The sequence below is a fragment of the Candidatus Hydrogenedentota bacterium genome (assembly GCA_019637335.1).
GTDB lineage: Bacteria > Hydrogenedentota > Hydrogenedentia > Hydrogenedentales > JAEUWI01 > JAEUWI01.
The window spans coordinates 39,520-58,037 of record JAHBVV010000021.1 but is presented as its reverse complement, the minus strand read 5'-3'; the positions used below and the strand labels follow the sequence as shown (position 1 = coordinate 58,037).

Sequence of the window (18,518 nt, the reverse complement as noted above, 5' to 3'; positions counted from 1 at the left end):
ATTACGCCAGGCCGTCCCGTCGTTCAATCGCCCCGACTCCTGTGCAGCGCGATCGCGCCCCCGCGCGTTCGTGTGCCTGGAGCAACGCCCACCCAGTTCCGCCAACACCGCCCCGCACGAGCGACTCAACAGGGGGTTGGGCATTCCGGCGAAGCGCCACCGTCTGACACAAAGATATACCAAGTCCGGTCGACGCCCCAAGCTCGCCACCGAACAGAACTCCTCTATACCCGATTACCCGGGGAGCAAATCTCAGGGCAATCGCACTTATACCCGATCGTGGCAAATGGGCGCGTAAACTTGTGCTGATTCAGAGCCTTGAATCAACGAAAGTGAGCGTGCTGGAGCGCCGGCATCTCTGCCGGCAAGGTCAGGGATGCGCCGCGGGCGAAACGCCAGCGCTCCAACACGAGCCATTTTCTGGTTCATCCCGTCTTGGCGTACTTGGACCGACGATTAATGTCTGGCCGAACGAAGATAACCCCAGTCTCTACATGGGTGGCCAACGTGGGTTAGCCTTCCAGGCTGACGCAGCGCGAGCGGCGCCTTCGAACGGCCCATCAACGCCACAAAACACAGCCTCGGACTCCCAAGGCGATACGATACTTCCTTCATTCGTTACCAATCGCGGTTGGAACTCATCGAATTCCTTCTATCCGTGCAATCCGTGTAATCCGTGGTCAAAACTCCAGATCGCGGCCAAAGGCCGCGCTCAGTCCATTCGCGCTCACTTCCGGTTCAAACAAATCTTTTGTGTTCTCTGTGCTCTTTGTGGCCCCCGATCCAATCCCCCCCGCGCATCGACCTCGCATCCCGACTCGGCTCCATAACAAACACATTGGCACGGCCGCCTTCAAAAACTTCATCTCTAACTGCCCTTCGTGGTGATCATTTCTTTGGCCGCCGCCAGAGGCTGGCCCAATGAATCCGCGCCACGCTTCATTAACGTCCCGACTGCCGGACAACAATTCCCGGCCAATTCCGACAGAGCCGCCGTGGATCCAAAATTACCGCAATCCTTCAACGCCCGCCAACGTGGCTTAGCCTTTCAGGCTGACGAAGGGCGCCGCGCCACCCGTCCCAGCGGCAGATCACGGCGGAAAAGCGGGCTGCCGCCGTGTCAGGCAAGATGCCCAACACACGTTGGCGCACCATGGAACGCGTCAGTCAAGCTTTACCGCTCCGTTCTCCCCAGCTCCGCGAACCATCGTTACGGTTGCTCTCCGCCAGCACCCGAAAAATCACGCTCAAACCGGATGAGCCACCTTTTCTGATGTTCCAGTGGTTCGTACGGCGATCGGCTCCTACACCAAGTTCAAATGCGATTGCCCGGGGGAGCAAATCTGGATTCCGCGCGCCGCAACCGGTATCGTATTGGGCGTGGTCCAAGGGGGGAGAATCGGGGAATCGCGGCCCGCCCGGGGGGGCAAACCAGACGCCGGGAGCCCATCCCCGAACCGCGCCCGCGGACCTACACACCAACCATCGGGGAGAGCCGACCATGACCATGCACCTGGGCGCCATGCCGGATGAAGCCGGCTATTTCGGGGAATACGGGGGCCAGATCATCCCGCCCGAACTGAAGAAGATCATGGATGACATCAATGTCGCCTACGATCAGGTCACGCAAACACAGGCCTTTCAGGACGAGCTGGAGGAACTGTACACGGATTACGTGGGGCGGCCCAGCCCGCTGTACTTCGCCCGGCGCCTGACCGCGGCGGGCGGCGGCGCGCGGATCTTCCTCAAGCGGGAAGACCTCAACCACACGGGGGCACACAAAATTAACCACTGCCTCGGCGAGGCGCTGCTCGCCAAGCACATGGGCAAGACGAAGGTGCTCGCCGAGACGGGGGCCGGGCAGCACGGGGTCGCGCTCGCCACGGCCTGTGCGCTGGCGGGCATTCCCTGCGAAATTCACATGGGCGAGGTCGATATTCAAAAGGAGCACCCGAACGTCACCAAGATGAAGATCCTCGGGTGTACGCTCGTGCCGGTTACGCGCGGCACGCGCACCCTGAAGGACGCCGTCGACAGCGCCTTCGAGGAGTACCTCAAGGATCCCGAGCACTTCTTTTACGCCATTGGTTCCGTGGTCGGGCCGCACCCCTTTCCGAAGATGGTGCGCGATTTCCAGAGCATCGTGGGCCGCGAATCACGCGCGCAGTTCCTGCAGCGCGAAGGCCGTCTTCCCGACTACCTGATGGCCTGTGTCGGCGGCGGCTCCAACGCGATGGGCCTTTTCAGCGCGTTTCTGGAGGACGAGGACGTTGCGCTCATTGGCGTGGAACCGGCCGGGCGCGGTCTGGACACCCCGGATCACGCGGCCACGCTGACCCTCGGAACGAAGGGGTCGCTGCACGGATTCCGCTGCTACAACCTCCAGGACGACGCCGGCGAGCCCCTCCCGGTATACTCCATCGCCTCCGGGCTCGATTATCCGGCGGTGGGCCCGCAGCACTGCTACCTGAAGGACATCGGCCGCGCGCAGTACGTTACGGTGGACGACCAGGGGTGTCTCGACGCGTTCATGAACCTGTCGCGCCTCGAGGGCATCATCCCCGCCCTGGAGAGTGCGCACGCGGTCGCCTATGCGATGCGTATCGCCCCGGATCTTCCGCCGGACAAGACGATCCTGATCAATCTTTCCGGCCGGGGCGACAAAGACGCGGACTTTGTGGCGGATAAATTGGGCCTGTAAACGAGAAACGGCCGCCCGCGCGCGGGATTCGCGCGGGCGGCCGCGGCAGAAAGAATACAGGCCCGATCCCCGCCTATTTCACGAGCACGGGCTGTACCCAGGCCATTTCGTAGTCGCCTTCCTCGTGGGGGTTCGGCTGGAGCTTGTCGGAAACGACCCGCGCGCGGACGTACAGTTCGTCGCCTTGGAACGTATAGTCCGATTCCAGGTCGGTGGTCTCGTGCAGGACTTCCCCGATGCTGTCGCTGTAAATCAGCGAGCTGCGCTTCAGCGGGTTCCCCTCCGCATCGAGCGCGGGGCGCGTCTCCTGGTTGAAGCCCCGGCGCGTGCCGACGTACTGCGTTGTGTAGGTTACGCCCGGTTCGCCGGCGACCGTCACGCCCAGCGACCTGTCCGCCGCGCGCACGTCCTTCAGGGTCACCCCGGTCGAGCTGTAGAAGTCGCCGCGTTGCATCGCTTCGATCAGCGCGTTCGCCTCCAGCGCCTCCGAGCGCACCATGATCCAGCCGCGGCCCGGGTTCGAAACGCCGCCGGGCGCTTTGAAGTAGTTGTGGCTGTCGTCGGTCGCGACGCCATACATGATGTAGCCCGGCTCGCGGAGCTGCTTCATGGAATTGACCACGTCCCAGTGCCGCTCGTGGGACGGCACGCCCTGATCGGGAATGCCCCACGAGTACACCGACCGGTGGCCGTTGTAGACCTCGAAAAAGTGGAGGCCGCGCGCCTCGATGATCTCCTCCGTGGTGATACGGTCGGCGAAGTTCACGTGGTTCAGGTGGACGATCATCGGGATGCCGTACTTCTTGCTCTGCGCGGCGATGACGTCGATATAGTGCTGGATGAGGCCCGGTTTCTCGCCTTCGTTCGGAAGGCCATCCACGGGCTCGCGCAGATTCAGCGCATTGATGTGCGGGTTGCCGCCCCGCGTCGTCATCTCCTCCGCCTCAATCAGGATGAACTCGCCCGGCTTCTGAAAATGCGCGCGAAGCTCCTCCAGCGTCTTCAGGCGCATCTTCCCGTCGTTCACCACGACCCAGTCCGCGCCGAACATGGCCTTCAACTCGTCCACGCGGGCCGGGGTCAGGTGCTTGTCCTCCGTGATGTCGTAATACCGCTCGCCCTGCAGGAGCACGTTGTGATCCGACGGGCACACGAAGTCCCAGCCGTTGTCACGGTACCATTGGATTATGTACTCCGGCGCGGCGTCGCCGTCGCTCCAGAGGCTGTGCAGGTGCGTCGCGCCCTTGTACCACGTTGCCTCGCACAGCGCGCCCCCGGCCATCGCCAGGGCCGCCAGGCAGCACGTCAGTCGAATCATCATGATTATCCTCCCGGCCTCTCGGCCATCTCGCGCGCAAAAAAAATTGGCGACAAACAGCAAAGGGGTAGCGTACACTATGGAGTAATCCCCCTGGCAAGTCTGAGTCCCGACCCGTGAAAGGAAGATATCGCGATGAAGCGAATGTACGCCGCCGCCTGCGCCGCCTGGTGTCTGACGGCCCTCGTTGCCGCCGCCGCAAACACGGCCGTCGCGCCCGAGCCCCGCGAAAAGCAGGAGGGCTGGATGGCCCGGCACGAACAGATGAACGAGCGCGTGAAACAGGGCAACGCCGACCTCGTATTCATCGGCGATTCCATCACGCACGGGTGGGAAGGCGCGGGGAAACCCGTTTGGGACCACTACTACGCGGACCGGAACGCCGTGAACCTGGGTATCGGCGGCGATCGCACCCAGCATGTGATCTGGCGGCTCGAAAACGGGAATATCGACGGAATATCCCCGAAAGTCGCCGTGGTCATGATCGGCACGAACAACCACAAGGACAATTCCGCCGAGGAAATCTCCGAGGGGGTTACCGCGATCGTGCGGCGGCTGCGCAACGGCCTGCCGGACACGAAGGTGCTGCTCCTGGCAATCTTCCCGCGCGGCGACAAGCCCGAGAAGATCGTGGAGAAGCTCAACCAGGCCAACACGCTCATCGCCGATCTGGCCGCTGACCCGATGGTGACGTTTCTCGATCTGGGACCGGCCTTCCGTGATCTTCAGGGACAAGTCCCGGAATCGCTGATGCCGGATCTGCTCCACCCGAACGAGGCGGGCTACCAGGTCTGGGCCTCTTCAATGGAGCCCGTGTTGGCGCCCCTGCTCGGCGTCCCCGAAAAGGCGCCGGCGGCGGATCACGCGGCGGAGTAGGCGCGCGCCGATATCAGGTGTACTGCGCGACGATTGCGAGGCCCGTGGCGACGCTGGTGAACGTGTCCCGCGCCTTGAGTTTCTCGGGGCCGAAGCGGTCTTCGAGCATGCTGCGGATGGCCGGGATCAGGCTGGTGCCGCCGGTGGTGAGCACGAGATCCAGATCGCTCGCCTTGATGCCGGCGAGCGATTCCGCCTCCTCGATGCTGTTCAGCATGAGTTCGAGGTTCTCTTCGATAATGTGGGCGAATTCCTCGCGCTCCAGGCGCTCCTGGATCTCGATCGATTCCTTCTCGATGCGGATCTCGGTTTCCATATCGACGGAAAGGCGCCGCTTTGCCGCCTCCACTTCCCGCGCGACCGGGTAGCCGAAGTTGCGCTGGATGAGGCAGCGGAGCGCACGCAGCGCGGCGGGGTTGTCCGAGGTCGCTTCCGCCGCGATGAGCCAGTTTGTCGTCTCTTCGTTGTTCAGCTTGTAAAGGTTCTGCCAGTCCAGAATCTGGTTGTACAGGTACTGGGGCATGGGCAGGCGCGACGGGCCGTAGCGCGCGCGGCTCCCGAATACCGGAAACAGTTTGCTGCGGATGATTTCCCGGTCGATGGCGTCGCCCGCCACGGGCACGCCGGACACGCTGAGGATCTTGCTTTCCGCGAGCCGGTCCTTGAAGCCGTGGGATCCGCCAAACTCCATGATGCACACGTCGCAGGTGCCGCCGCCGATATCCACGACCATCAGCCGCTGCCGCTCTTCCGCGGCCATGGCGTACTCCACGCAGGCGCCGACGGGTTCGTAGAAGAAGGTGACGTCCTTGAAGCCCGCCAGGCCGGCGGCGGTACGCAGCCGGCGTTCAGCGACCTCGTTTTCCGTATCCCGCTGGGAAAAGCGCACCGGCCGCCCGAAAACGGCATGCTCAATGGACTCGCCGGCCGCCGCGTCCGCCGCATTCTTGATCGGCTCGAGGATCATGGCCACCAGTTCTTCGATCTGGTAATGCGTACCGAAAACCTCGGTGCCCCGGAATCCGTCGTGGCGCAGGAGCGTCTTGAGCGATTGAAACAGGCGCCCCGGGGAGTTCACCTCCACCACGGCGCGCGCGCGCACGGCCTCGCGGGCGGATCCGTCCGTCGTGTGCGGCCGGTAGCCCTCGCTTTTGTCCGGCTCCGACGCGACATAGGCCTCGATACTCACGCCCAGGTCCACCTGCTGGAGGAGAACCTCACGATCAACATTGCGGTCGATAAAGGCGTTCGCGGCCCCGCGACCGATGATCTTTTCGCCGTCGTTGGTGATGTAAAGCAGGGAGGGCAGCGATGTCGGGCTGACATTCGCTTCATCCAGCGCGAGCACCTGCACCTTCTCGCCGTCGGACAGGGCGACACTGGAATTGGACGTGCCGAAATCGACACCGCAGTAAAACTTCCCCACGGGCGTGTACCTTTACGTAATTCGTTCAAACAAAAGAACTTAGAATATATGGCAAGCTGCGTTTTGCCAAATTGCGGAGTATACCACCGCCCCGCGCGGGCATGCAAACACCCGAACCGGACAACCGGCATCGGCGAGGTCGCGCGGGGCGTCCCGGTAACTCGCAAGGTAGCGCGGCATAGGGATCGCGGGCATTCCCGCGGCCACGAGGACACAAATCCGCGCCGCAACAGAGGTGCGTTCCCAGCTTTGCGTACGCTCGTCGTAGTTTCGAGGCACGACAAAAAAGATCTGGCGCTACTTCGTACGGCTGAACGGTTACCCAGTTTCTCAAGCGCTCGGTATCGAGACTAAAGATTCCCACGGCGATGCCGATAGTTCAGGTATCAGGCCGAAACAAGGATGTTGAGGCGACGAAGTAGACACGGAAGTCTTCCCAAAGCGTGTGTTGTGACACGCAAAGGCGGTCTCGGGTGCTTGTCCCGGCACGCGGAACCGCCGTCGCAACGCACATTCCTCCTGAAGTGGCGCCATAACGAGTCCCATTGTTGTGGCGTTTCTTTTTTTTGGACGCCGCCACCGGCGTCGTGTCGCGCGCGTCGATCTCCTCCTGGGGCGATCCGTGTTTTTCGAGATTTTGCTTGCCAGCGGGATCGACTTGTGCTTAAATGGATTGCCGTCCGGCGCGTGGGCGCCGCGGGTTGTGTCCGTTTAACGGGAGAGAAGAGCCATGAACCTTGCCGTTGGCCCCATGCGTGTTTTTGTTGGTCTGTTGGTTGCCGTGGGCTCGCTGGCGTTGCCGGCGGGGGCCGCGCCGCTGGATTTGTTTAACGCGGTGGTGGTGACACCGGAGCCCGATTCGACGCCGGAGCAGAAGGCCGTGGAGATGCTGGTGGAGGAGGTGGCGGCGCGGTCGCTGGCGCGCTGGGAAGTGCGGCGGGAACTGCCGGCGGACAACGTGCCGGTCATCGTGGTCGGGCGTCATTCGGTGCTGACGTCTTATGGCGAAGCGGCCGCGAACGCGGTGGGCGAGGCGCCGGCCGGCGGTAAGGCCGAGGGCTACCGGGTGAAGACCGTTTCGGGGCGTGGCGCGCCGACGGTGCTGGTGGTTGGGAACGACGCACGCGGGGTGTTGTTCGGGTGCGGGCGACTCCTCCAGGAGATGCGGATGACGCGGGAGTCGGTGCAACTGGATGCGGCGGTGGATATCGACACGGCTCCGGTGACGCCCCTGCGCGGGCACCAGCTCGGCTTTCGCCCGAAGGTGAATTCGTACGATGGCTGGACGGCGCCGATGTGGGAGCAGTATTACCGCGACCTGATCGTGTTCGGGACGAACGCGGTGGAGCTCATGCCGCCGCGGACCGACGACGCGGCGGACAGCCCGCATTTCCCGTTGCCGCAGATCGACATGATGGCCGAGATGTCCCAACTGGCGAAGGACTACGGGCTGGATCTCTGGATCTGGTATCCGGCGCTGGACGAGGATTACACGAAGCCGGAGACGGTGGAATTCGCCTTACGGGAATGGGGCGAGGTCTTCGAAAGGCTGCCGCACATCAGCGTGGTGTTCGTGCCGGGGGGCGACCCGGGACACACGCCGCCGGGGGTGCTCTTCAACCTGCTAGAAAAGCAGACGGCTAACCTGCAAAAGCACCACCCGGACGCGCAGATGTGGATGTCGCCGCAGAGCTTCGACGCGGCGGGCACGGAGGAATTCTACGCGCTGATGGAAAAGCAGCCGAAGTGGCTCAGCGGGATTGTGTACGGCCCGCAGAATTTTGCGATGCTGCCGGCGCTGCGCGAGCGCGTGCCTTCCAACTACCCGATCCGGCGCTATCCTGACATCACGCACAGCATTGCGAGCCAGTTCGCCGTCCCAAACTGGGATCCGGCGTACGCGCTGACGGAGAACCGGGAGGTGATCAATCCGCGGCCGACGCAATTCGCGGAGATCTACCGCCTCTGGGATCACCTGGCCTACGGTTTCCTGACCTATTCCGAGGGCTGCAACGACGACGTGAACAAGATCCTTTGGAGCGCGCTCGGCTGGGACCCGGATGTGGATGTGAACGGGGTTATGCGCGCATACGCGCGGTATTTCATCGGCCCGGAACTGGAAGAATCGTTTGCGCAGGGCCTCCTCGCGCTGGAGCGCAACTGGATCGGACCGCTGGCGACGAACGCGGGGGTGGAGACGACGTGGAAGCAGTTTGAACAGATGCTGGCGGAGGCGAGCCCGCAGGTGAAGCTGAAGTGGCGCTTCCAGCAGGCGATCTACCGCGCCAATTACGATGAGTACAACCGGCGCCGGCTCCACTATGAGACGTCCCTGGAGCAGCAGGCGATGGACGCGCTGCGGCAGGCGGACCGGCTTGGCGCGGACGTGGCCATGAAGCGGGCCACCGCGATCCTGGAGCGTTCGCTGACGGAGCCCGTGGCGCAGGACATACGCGCGCGCGTTTTCGAGATGGCGGAGGCGCTGTACCAGAGCATCCGGATGCAGCACAGCGTGGAGCGGTATCAGGCAATCGCGGTGCGGCGGGGAGCGAACCTGGACCTGGTGGATTATCCGCTGAACAGCCGGATCTGGCTCAACAACGAGTTTGAAGCGATCCGGAACCTCGATACGGAGGCCGAAAAGCGGGCCGCGCTGGACGTCATCGTGAACTGGGACAACCCCGGGCCGGGCGGCTTCTACGACGACCTGGGCCAGCCGGGCGCGCAGCCGCACCTGCATCCGGGCGTCGGCTGGCGCCTGGATCCCGAGCGCCGCGAGACCCCCCACGACGCGATCCATTCCATGCCGGACTGGCGGATGTCCTGGGTCACCTACGCGGAGACCCTGCGCGATCAGCCGCTGCGGATGGAGTATACGAATCTCGATCCGGGCGCGCAGTACGCCGTGAAGGCGACGTATACGGGCGACCGGCTCACCGCGGAACTGCGGCTGGTGGCCGACGGCGAGCACGAGATCCACGGCTACATGACGAAGCCGATGCCCGTGGCGCCGGTGCAGTTCGATGTGCCGCGCGCGGCGACTGCGGACGGGACGTTGGCGCTCGAATGGACGCAGACGCCGGGCGTGGGCGGCGCGGGACGCGGGACGCAGGTGGCGGAGGTCTGGCTTATTCGAAAGTAGGTAACATTTTAGCCGAATGAAGTGGCGCCAGCCCATTCTTGTCATACCGCGATACTACGACGAGAGCGCGCAAGGCTGGGAGCGCAGGCGTCCCCGCCTGCAATGCACCGGAGGTGCATTGCGTGTTTGCAATATCGACACATTTGATCGGGGAGACGATTGGACTCGGACTACCGCTGTTTAACAGATTCGCGCCTCCGGCGCGGTGCGGGCGGGCCGCCCGCGCTCCCATTCGTCCGCACTTCCGTTGCGGCGCGGGGTTTATTCGTCGAAGAATCAAGCCCGCTTCATTCCGCTAACGAATTCCGAAAGTAGAAGGGTCCGCGATCAGCGATCCAGGAGCCCTGGGAGGAGGTCGAGGAACTCCTCCCAGCGGTGAAACGTATGCTCCGCCCGGGTGTCGCTGGCGAAGCGCGGATTGGCGCCGGCGAAGAGCGCGGCCACGCCGCCGACGGCTTGAACGCCCCGGATGTCGGTCGGCTCCAGGTCGCCAACGTGAAACAGTTCGGACGGCGCAACTCCGAGCGCCGCCGCGGTACGGTGGAACATGGGGGCCTGCGGCTTGGCCACGCCGACCTCGTCGGAAAAGGTCAGCACGGTGAAGTGCGGCGTGAATCCGTTGTCGTCGAGCAGCTTCCTCAACGAGGCGCCCGGGCTCATGCCGCTGTCGGATATGAGCCCGACGGGGACGCGTTCCGACGCCGCCTTGACGGCGTCGAGCGCGCCCGGGATGGGGACCGGCGGAAAGACGTGAATCGCCGTGCCGAAGACGTCGGCCATGGCGTCGGCCTCCTCGGGGTCCAGGGCGATGCCGAGGGCGTCGCAGACCATATCCACGGCGTCGCGCGGCGTCAGTGTGCGCTGTTCGTGCTCGTGGATGTGAAAAAAGTAGTCGTGGGCGGCCCGCAGGGCCTGGCTGGTTTCTTCGCGGGGGGCGCCCGTGGCCTTGCAGAAGGCTTCCACGCGGCAGGCGTGCCGTTCGTGGCGGTTCCGCTCCTCGAAGAGCGTCATCCAGAAGTCGAATGTAATCGCGCGTATACTCATTCCAGGTAGCGGTCCTGAAGCAGGCCTTGCTGTTCGAGCATGTCGCGGTAGGCCTGCAACTGCTCCTCGGATACGCCCTCGGTGCGGTGTCCCATTTTTCGGGCGGGCGCGCCGGTCCAGATCTCCATGGGGCCCACGTCGCGCGTGACGATGGAGAAGGGTCCGACCACGGCGCCATCGCCGATGGTGACGCCGGGCCCGATGATGCACCCGCTCCCGACGAAGACGTTGTCGCCGATGCGGATGGGTTTCGTGATGCGCGCTTCGCGGCCGCGGGGCTGTGGCGCGCCCTGGAGCACGGGCATGCTGTCGCAGAGCCAGGAGAACTCCGCGATGGCGGTGTAATTACCGATTTCGATGCGATCCCAGGCCTCGGCCAGGCAGCCCCAGCTGAGCCCGGACCGGGTTCCGAAGATGATCTTGCCGTTGCCGTGGGTGCGCAGGGTGACGTCGTTGCGGAAACGGCAATAGTCGCCCATTTCCACGTGGCCCTGAACGCAGAGCTGCGGAATGGGGAACTGGCAGCCCTTGCCGAGCCGCGCGAACTTGCGGCGGTGTTTCCACGTGAGCCAGGTGCGTTCGAGTTTGTTCATGGGATTGGATTCCTTACCGCGGCCCTCCATTGTACGGCAGGGCGACGGATCGGGGCAACGGCGGCGGGGACGCGTCTGGGCAATCGCATTTAGACTCGATCTCGGTATATGGGCGTAAACTTGAGTAGATTTGGAACCTTGAATCAACGATAGCGAGCGTTTTGGAGCGCCGGCATCTGTGCCGGCAAGGTCGGGGATTCGCCGCAGGCGAAATGCCAGCGCTCCAACACGCGCCCTTTCTAACGTTGAAGGTGGATCATGTGGCGCTCGGCCCGAGTTGGAAGTTTAAATGCGATTGCCCTGGGGGGTGCGTCTGGAAACGACCGGGCGATTTCGCTATAGTGCACTGCGGGCGTGCGGTACCGCGAAATCCCCCGCGGATTGTCGGGCCGTGCCGCGCCCCGACTATCCCAACCAACCAGGCATAAGGAGAGCGATCATGGCATCGATTAAGGGACCGGCAATCTTTCTGGCGCAGTTCATGCGCGATGAGGCGCCCTACAATTCGCTGGAGAGCATTGGAAAATGGGTCGCGGACCTGGGCTACAAGGGCGTGCAGATCCCCTCGTGGGACGGACGCTGCTTCGATCTGGAGAAGGCGGCGGAGTCGAAAGCGTATTGCGACGATTTTCGCGGGATCCTGGACAAGATCGGCCTGGAACCCACCGAGATCGCGGCGCACCTGCAGGGCCAGGTGCTGGCGATTCATCCGGCCTATGAAGAAGGCTTCGCGGGCTTCCATCCGGCGGGGCTGAAGGGCGCCGAGCGCACCGCCTGGGCCACGGACCAGCTGAAGAAGTGCGTATCCGCGTCCGCGAACCTGGGCCTGAGCTGCATCCCGGCGATGTCGGGCGGCTTCGCCTGGCACATGATCTATCCGTGGCCGCAGCGCCCGGCGGGGCTGATCGAGGAGTCCTTCAAGGAGCTTGCGAACCGCTGGCGCCCGATCCTCGACTTTGCGACGGAAAAGGGCTGCACCTTCGGGTACGAACTGCACCCGGGTTCGGATGTGTTTGACGGGGCGACCTTCGAGTTGTTCCTGGAGCACACGAACAACCACCCGGCGGCCTGCATCAACTATGACCCGAGCCACTTCGTCCTGCAGCAGCTCGACTACCTCGAATTCATCAAGATCTACGCGGACCGCATCAAGGCCTTCCACGTGAAGGACGCGGAGTTCAACCCGACCGGACGCGTGGGCGTGTATGGCGGCTACCAGGGCTGGACCGACCGCGCGGGCCGCTTCCGCTCGCTGGGCGACGGCGACGTCGACTTCACGCGCGTGTTCACGCTGATGACGGAGATCGGCTACGAGGGCTGGGCGGTGCTGGAGTGGGAATGCTGCATCAAGAGCCCCGAACAGGGCGCGGAAGAGGGCGCGGCCTTCATCGAAGCGCACCTGATCGAGAAGACCGCGGTCGCGTTTGACGACTTTGCCGGCGGCGCGACGGACACGGCGCGCAACCGCCGCATGCTCGGGCTGGACTGACGGTTCCCGGCGGTCCGCGCGGCGCCGGAACAACCCGAACGCACAACAATCAATCACGGTAAACACGGAGAATGCGAGGCTATGGAATCCTGGAAGCGTAAACTGAAGATGGGAATGGTCGGCGGCGGCCAGGGCGCGTTTATTGGCGGCGTGCACCGGATGGCGGCGGCCCTGGACCAGCAGATCGACCTGGTTGCCGGTTGTTTTTCCCGGGACTACGAAAACACGAAGACCACGGGCGCGGAGCTTTACCTGGACCCCGCGCGGTGTTACACGAGCTACGAGGAGATGGCCGAGAAAGAGGCCGCGCTGCCCGAGGGCGAGCGCATCGACTTCGTGAGCATCGTCACGCCGAACAACCTCCACTTCCCCGTGGCGAAGAAGTTCCTGGAATCGGGCTTTCACGTGGTGTGCGACAAGCCCATGACGTATACGGTGGAAGAAGCCCGGGAACTGGTGGCGCTCGTGGAGAAGACCGGGCTCGTCTTCGCGCTCACCCACAACTACACGGGCCATCCGCTGGTCCGCCATGCGAAGCACCTCTTCGAGTCGGGCGGGATGGGCCAGGTGCGCAAGGTGATCGTGGAATACCTGCAGGACTTCCTGATGGTGCCCCACGAGAAGCTGGGCCAGAAGCAGGCCGCGTGGCGCGTGGACCCGGCGCAATCGGGCCTCGGCGGAACGCTGGGCGACATCGGTAGCCACTGCCTGAACCTGATGGAGTTCATCACGGGCGACCCGGTTGTGGAGATGTGCGCGGACTCCAGCACCTTCCTGCCCGATCGCACGCTGGACGAGGACGTGAACACGTTGCTGCGGCTGAAGGGCGGCGGCAAGGGCGTGCTGACCATCAGCCAGGTGGCGACAGGCGAGGAGAACGGGTTGACCATCCGGGTCTACGCCGAGAAGGGCGCCATCAAGTGGGCGCAGGAAAACCCGAACTACATGGAGATGTACCGCTACGGCGAGCCCCGCCATACCCTTACGCGGGGACACGGCTACCTGTCGGTGCCGGCGGCGGGGGCCACACGCGTCCCCACGGGCCATCCCGAGGGCTATATCGGGGCCTTCGCGACAATCTACTGCGACGCAGTGAAGGCGATTCGCGCACATATCGACGGCGCGCCCCTGAAGACCGAGGAATACGACTTCCCCACGGTTTACGACGGCCTGCGCGGGATGGAATTCATCACGAAAGCCGTCGAATCGGCCAACGCCGGCGCATCCTGGGTCAAATTCTGATCGGCGCATTCACGCGCGCCTCGCGGAAATGATCAGGCGGCCCGATCCCTCCCGGGATCGGGCCGCCAGGTTTCTTGGTCGGGGCGTCGATCAGCCTTCGAGCGTCCAGCCGTCGCGGTAGGGGCGCTTCAGCAGGGCGTTGGCCGATTCGCTGTTCGTCACGCGGCCGGCGGCGCCGTCGTATTCGATCTTGCCGCCGTGCCGGTAGGCGACGAGGCCGAGGATCAACTGCTCGATCATATTGGCGCTGTACTCGAAATCGCAGGCGGTCTTCAGGCTGCCGCCCTTGCAGGCGTTGATCCACTGTTTCTGGAAATGGCCAACTTCAGGGAGGAGATCCTTCTCCGCGCGCGGCTTGTAGTAGGTCATGTCCGTCTTTGCGCCGTACGGATAGAGGATCCGCGTGTCGAAATTGGCGATCAGGTAGCCGTGCGTGCCGCGGAACATGGCGCCGTGCCCGATGGCGTTGAGGTCGATGTATTTCTCGGGCGAGGCGGGCATGTCGCCGCCCTGATACCATTTAACCACGATTTCCGGCCGCCAGTCGTTCGCCGGATTCACAAACGTCGATGTCATGCGGACGGGGGTCACCTCGGGGTTGAAGGGTTCGCCAACCCCTTCGGCGGAAATGGGTAGCGTGGCGTCGATCGCGTTCCACACGATGTCCATCGTGTGGCTGCCCATATCGCCCACCTGGCCGACGCCGAAATCCCAGAACATGTTCCACTCCAGGCAGTTCATGCCGGTATCGCCCTTGAAATAGCCCGGGTTATAGGGGTGGAAGGGCGCCGGCCCGAGCCAGAGATCGTAGTGCAGGTGCTTGGGCGGATCGCCGGCGGCGGGCAGGTAACCATCGCGCGGGATCTGGCGATCGCCCCAGGCGCTGACCTCGCGCAATTCGCCAATGGCCCCGTCAAGGATCATTTCGCGAATACGGTTGAAGTTCTCCTTGGCGTGGCGCTGCATGCCAACCTGGGTCGCGAGTTTGTCCTTCTTCGGCAGGTATTTCGCCCGGACGAGCCGCGCTTCCTCCACGCTGATGGCCAGCGGCTTTTCGCAGTAGATGTGCAGGTCGCGATCGAGCGCCCAGCTGGAAATGAAGGCGTGCGTCTGGTCCGTCGTGCAGCAGACGATGGCGTCCAGCTCCGGGTGGTCCAGGCACTCGCGCCAGTCGATATAGCGCTTGGCGTCGGGGAAGGTCTGCTGCGCAAAGTCGAGGTGGGTCTCATCCACGTCGCACAGCGCCACCACGTTCTCGGTGGCGAGCGCCTCATAGTGCGCGCGCCCGCGACCATCAGCGCCGATCAGCGCGACATTGAGCTTGTTGCTGGGCGCATTCGGCCCCGCGAAGGCGCCGCTGGGCAAAATGAGAAGCCCCGCGCCGGCGGCGGCGGTCTTGAGGAAATCCCGGCGCCGGAAAGGGCCCGTGGCGGGAGATGGGCTGGTTGTTGGGGGTTGCGGGGTTTTCATTCGGTACTCCTTCCTTACCGGCGGGAGAGCGCCGGGTTTTTGTACCAGCAGGGCGCGTTCATTTAAGCACAGGCCGCGCCGGGAGGCAAGAGTTTTCGGCGCGGTCCCGGATAGGCGCCGGGGGCAATCGCAATTAAACCCGATCGCGGCATTTGGGCGTAAGCTTGACTTGATTCGGATCCTTGATTCAATGAAAGTGAGCGTGTTGGAGCGCCGGCATTTCTGCCGGCAAGGTCCGGGATTCGCCGCGGGCGAAATGCCAGCGCTCCAACACGCGCCCTTGCCAACATTTCTCGTGGTTCGTATGGTGCTCGGCTCGAACTGGGTAACACTTCAGCCGAGCCAAGTAAAGTGGTCAAACCAGAGCGACTTGCGGAATAAAGGCAACGTGCAACTATGGAGCGCCGGCGGCCCGCCGGCAGATTGCGCCGCAAGGCGCAAGACAACCATGGAGCGCCGGCGGCCCGCCGGCAGATTGCGCCGCGGGCGCAATACAACTATGGAGCGCCGGCGGCCCGCCGGCAGATTGCGCCGCAGGCGCAAGACAACTATGGAGCGCCGGCGGCCCGCCGGCAGATTGCGCCGCGGGCGCAAGACAACTATGGAGCGCCGGCGGCCCGCCGGCAGATTGCGCCGCGGGCGCAAGACAACTTTGGAGCGCCGGCGGCCCGCCGGCAGATTGCGCCGCAGGCGCAAGACAACTATGGAGCGCCGGCGGCCCGCCGGCAGATTGCGCCGCAGGCGCAATACAGCGTTCTGGAAATGCCGCCGTTGCATCAGAAGCGGCGTGCCGCCGGAGGGATCCGGCAATGAGTTCTCGCACCTTCGGTGCAATGCCGGCGGGCCGCCAGCGCTCCATGCACACCGGATCCATTCGTAGAAACACATACTGTTCCGCACTTCAGAACGCTAAAGTGTTACCGAACTGGAAGTTTAGAAGCGATTGCCCTGGGATAGGCGCCGGGGGGCGCGGCGGGCTACAATGGCGACGCACTCTTCACGGCCCGCGCCGCTTGGCTCGGGCGCCAGATCAGGCCCACGATGCGCGTTCTCTTTCTCACCCTCTATCCGGAAGCCGCCGCCAGCCCCCGCTACCGCGTGCACCAGTTCCTGCCGCACCTCGAAGCGGCGGGCATCGCGTGCGACGTGCGCGCCCCCCTGAGCGAGGCCGAATGGCGGCGTCACAGCGGTCCCAGCCGCCAGGGGCGCGCGTTCTGGTACCACGCGCTCGAGACGCCCCGGCGCATCCGCCAGATTCTCCTGGCGCGGCGCTACGACGCCGTGTTTCTGCAAAAGGCTATCACCACGGCCTACCTCCCCGGGCTCGACCGGGTGCTTCGCGCGGGGGCGCGCCGGCTTATTTACGATATCGACGACGCGGTGCACCTGGCGCCGCCGCACCCACTGCGGATGCCGTGGTCGCTGCTGGAGGACCGGAACCAGGCGCGGCGGCTGATGGCGTGCGCCGACCGGGTGCTTGCGGGCAACCGCTGGCTGGCCGACGAGGCGGCGGCGCTGGGCGGCAACGCGACCTGCTTCCCCACGGTGGTGGACACCGATCGGTTTACACCCGGCCCGGCCCCGACCGCCTTCCGCGCCGGCTGGATGGGCGCGCCGGCCACCGCCCCGGCGCTGGACACCATCGGCGAAGCGCTGGACGAACTGGCGCCGGGCGAATTGCTGGTGGCGGGGGCCGATCCCGCGCAGGTACACTGGGAGGCCGCCCGGACGGTACCCTGGCGCTACGACACGGAGGTCGAAATCGTGCAGCAATTCAGTGTGGGCCTGATGCCGCTCGCCCGGGACGCCTGGACCCGCGGCAAGTGCGCGCTCAAGGCGCTGACGTACATGGCGGCGGGCGTCCCGTGCATTGCGACACCGTATGGCGCGATAACGGACATCATCCGCCACGGGGAAAACGGCTGGTTTGCGGAAACCCCCGCGGAATGGCGCGCCGCGCTCGCCGCGCTGCGCGATCCGGCGCTGCGCAATCGGCTTGGCGAAGCCGCGCGGGCGACCGCCGAGGCGGACTTCTCGCTGTCTGTGGCCGCCCCGCGCCTCGCCCGGCTTCTGGAGGAGGCCTGATGGACCGGCGGCCACGAATCGCCTGGGCCATCCCCACGATGCGGGTGGGCGGCACGGAGATGCAACTGCTCCACCTGCTCAAGGGACTTGCGCACGATTTCGAGACCACGCTGATCTGCACGCGGAGCGAGGGCGCGCTTATCGGCGACGCGCGGCGCGCCGGGGCCTATGTGCGCGTGCTGGATTCGCCGTCGGGCTGGGATTTCCGCGTCGAGCGGCGGATGCGCAGGATTCTCGCCGCGCACACGCCGGATATTCTCCACACCTTCCTTTCGGGATTTGATCTTTTTGCGAACCGGGCCGCGCGGGCGGCCGGCGTGCCCGTCATCGTATCGAGCCGCCGGGAGTTGGCGACCTGGCAGAAGCCGCGCCACCGCTTCATGCAGCGCCGCGCGAACCACTATGTCGATTGCATCGTGGCCAACAGCGAGGCGGTTGCCGGCTATGCCGCGGAACAGGAAGGCCTGACGCGCGCGCGCTTTCGCGTGATTCACAATGGCGTCGACGCGGACCAGTTTATCAGCACCGTCCCGCGCCACCAGAGCACAGACCGCTTCCGCCTGCCGCCGGACACGCTGAATGTGGGGATGGTGGCCAATTTCAGCCCGGTGAAGGATCACCGGCTGTTTCTGGACATGGCCGACCGGCTCCTCGCGCAGCGCCAGGACCTGCACTTCGTGCTGGTGGGCACGGGGCGCGAGGTCAACGCCATCGGCAACCTGATCCGGCGTCGCGGCCAGGAACGGTTCTTCACGCGCGCGGGCACGGTAAGCGAAGTGGCCGACTTGCTGCACATCATGGATGTCGTGGTGCTGACTTCATCGATCGAAGGCTTTCCGAACGCAATTATGGAAGCGATGGCCGCGGGAAAACCCTGCGTCGCGGCGCGCGTGGGCGGGTTGCCGGAGTTGATTGCGGACAAGAGGACCGGGCTCCTGCTTGACGAGCGGACGCCGGAAGCCTTTGCGCGTGCGGTGGGCCTGCTGCTTGAGAACGCGGCGTTGCGGCAAACGCTCGGGGCCGCGGCCGGCGCCTGGGTGCGGGAAAACCTGCCCGTGGACCGCATGGTGGACGCGCACCGGGCGCTGTACCACGAGCTCCTGCGGCCGGCGCCGCGGCGGGGGGACTGATC

The 18,518-nt window shown here is 64.6% G+C and carries 12 protein-coding genes; 7 read left to right on the top strand and 5 right to left on the bottom strand.

Annotated elements, in window-relative coordinates; genetic code table 11:
• The first annotated feature begins 1,522 nt into the window (after positions 1-1,522).
• Complete coding sequence (gene trpB, locus KF886_19220) at positions 1,523-2,701, top strand: tryptophan synthase subunit beta (protein MBX3179492.1); 1,179 nt, start codon at positions 1,523-1,525, stop codon at positions 2,699-2,701.
• Positions 2,702-2,774: 73 nt separating this feature from the next.
• On the opposite strand, the gene KF886_19215 is transcribed toward trpB, so the two are convergent.
• Entirely contained in the window at positions 2,775-4,022 is a 1,248-nt protein-coding gene (locus KF886_19215) for a hypothetical protein (GenBank protein ID MBX3179491.1), read from the bottom strand.
• 132 nt (positions 4,023-4,154) lie between these two features.
• On the opposite strand from KF886_19215, the gene KF886_19210 reads away from it, so the two are divergent.
• A complete protein-coding gene (locus KF886_19210; GenBank protein MBX3179490.1) occupies positions 4,155-4,895 on the top strand; it encodes a GDSL family lipase in 741 nt (246 codons plus the stop codon).
• Between the two features lie 13 nt (positions 4,896-4,908).
• On the opposite strand, the gene KF886_19205 is transcribed toward KF886_19210, so the two are convergent.
• Positions 4,909-6,321 carry an Hsp70 family protein gene (locus tag KF886_19205; GenBank protein MBX3179489.1) on the bottom strand — a complete coding sequence of 471 codons (1,413 nt, stop codon included), beginning with the start codon at positions 6,319-6,321 and terminating at the stop codon, positions 4,909-4,911.
• Positions 6,322-7,072: 751 nt separating this feature from the next.
• Here KF886_19205 and KF886_19200 point away from each other — a divergent pair.
• Positions 7,073-9,463 (top strand): hypothetical protein, encoded by a 2,391-nt coding sequence (locus KF886_19200; protein ID MBX3179488.1) that lies wholly within the window; start codon positions 7,073-7,075, stop codon positions 9,461-9,463.
• A gap of 327 nt (positions 9,464-9,790) precedes the next feature.
• Here the strand turns inward: KF886_19200 and KF886_19195 are convergent, their stop codons facing one another.
• On the bottom strand, positions 9,791-10,507 hold the full coding sequence (locus KF886_19195; protein ID MBX3179487.1) for an HAD family hydrolase: 717 nt from the start codon (positions 10,505-10,507) through the stop codon (positions 9,791-9,793).
• The gene (locus tag KF886_19190) at positions 10,504-11,100 is read right to left on the bottom strand and encodes an acyltransferase (protein ID MBX3179486.1); all 597 of its coding nucleotides are present in this window, start codon (positions 11,098-11,100) and stop codon (positions 10,504-10,506) included. Before KF886_19190 ends, KF886_19195 begins: the two co-directional genes overlap by 4 nt.
• A 439-nt stretch (positions 11,101-11,539) precedes the next feature.
• Here KF886_19190 and KF886_19185 point away from each other — a divergent pair, with 439 nt between their 5' ends.
• Both KF886_19185 and KF886_19180 read left to right on the top strand, forming a co-directional pair.
• On the top strand, positions 11,540-12,589 hold the full coding sequence (locus KF886_19185) for a sugar phosphate isomerase/epimerase (GenBank protein ID MBX3179485.1): 1,050 nt from the start codon (positions 11,540-11,542) through the stop codon (positions 12,587-12,589).
• A 114-nt stretch (positions 12,590-12,703) separates the two neighbouring features.
• Positions 12,704-13,831, top strand: a complete 1,128-nt coding sequence (locus tag KF886_19180; protein MBX3179484.1) for a Gfo/Idh/MocA family oxidoreductase — start codon at positions 12,704-12,706, stop codon at positions 13,829-13,831.
• 90 nt (positions 13,832-13,921) lie between these two features.
• On the opposite strand, the gene KF886_19175 is transcribed toward KF886_19180, so the two are convergent.
• Entirely contained in the window at positions 13,922-15,301 is a 1,380-nt protein-coding gene (locus KF886_19175; protein MBX3179483.1) for a Gfo/Idh/MocA family oxidoreductase, read from the bottom strand.
• A gap of 1,041 nt (positions 15,302-16,342) precedes the next feature.
• Between KF886_19175 and KF886_19170 the strand changes: the two genes are divergently transcribed.
• Positions 16,343-17,386 carry a glycosyltransferase family 4 protein gene (locus KF886_19170; GenBank protein MBX3179482.1) on the top strand — a complete coding sequence of 348 codons (1,044 nt, stop codon included), beginning with the start codon at positions 16,343-16,345 and terminating at the stop codon, positions 17,384-17,386.
• Complete coding sequence (locus KF886_19165; GenBank protein ID MBX3179481.1) at positions 17,386-18,516, top strand: glycosyltransferase; 1,131 nt, start codon at positions 17,386-17,388, stop codon at positions 18,514-18,516. Before KF886_19170 ends, KF886_19165 begins: the two co-directional genes overlap by 1 nt.
• The last annotated feature ends 2 nt before the right edge of the window (positions 18,517-18,518 follow it).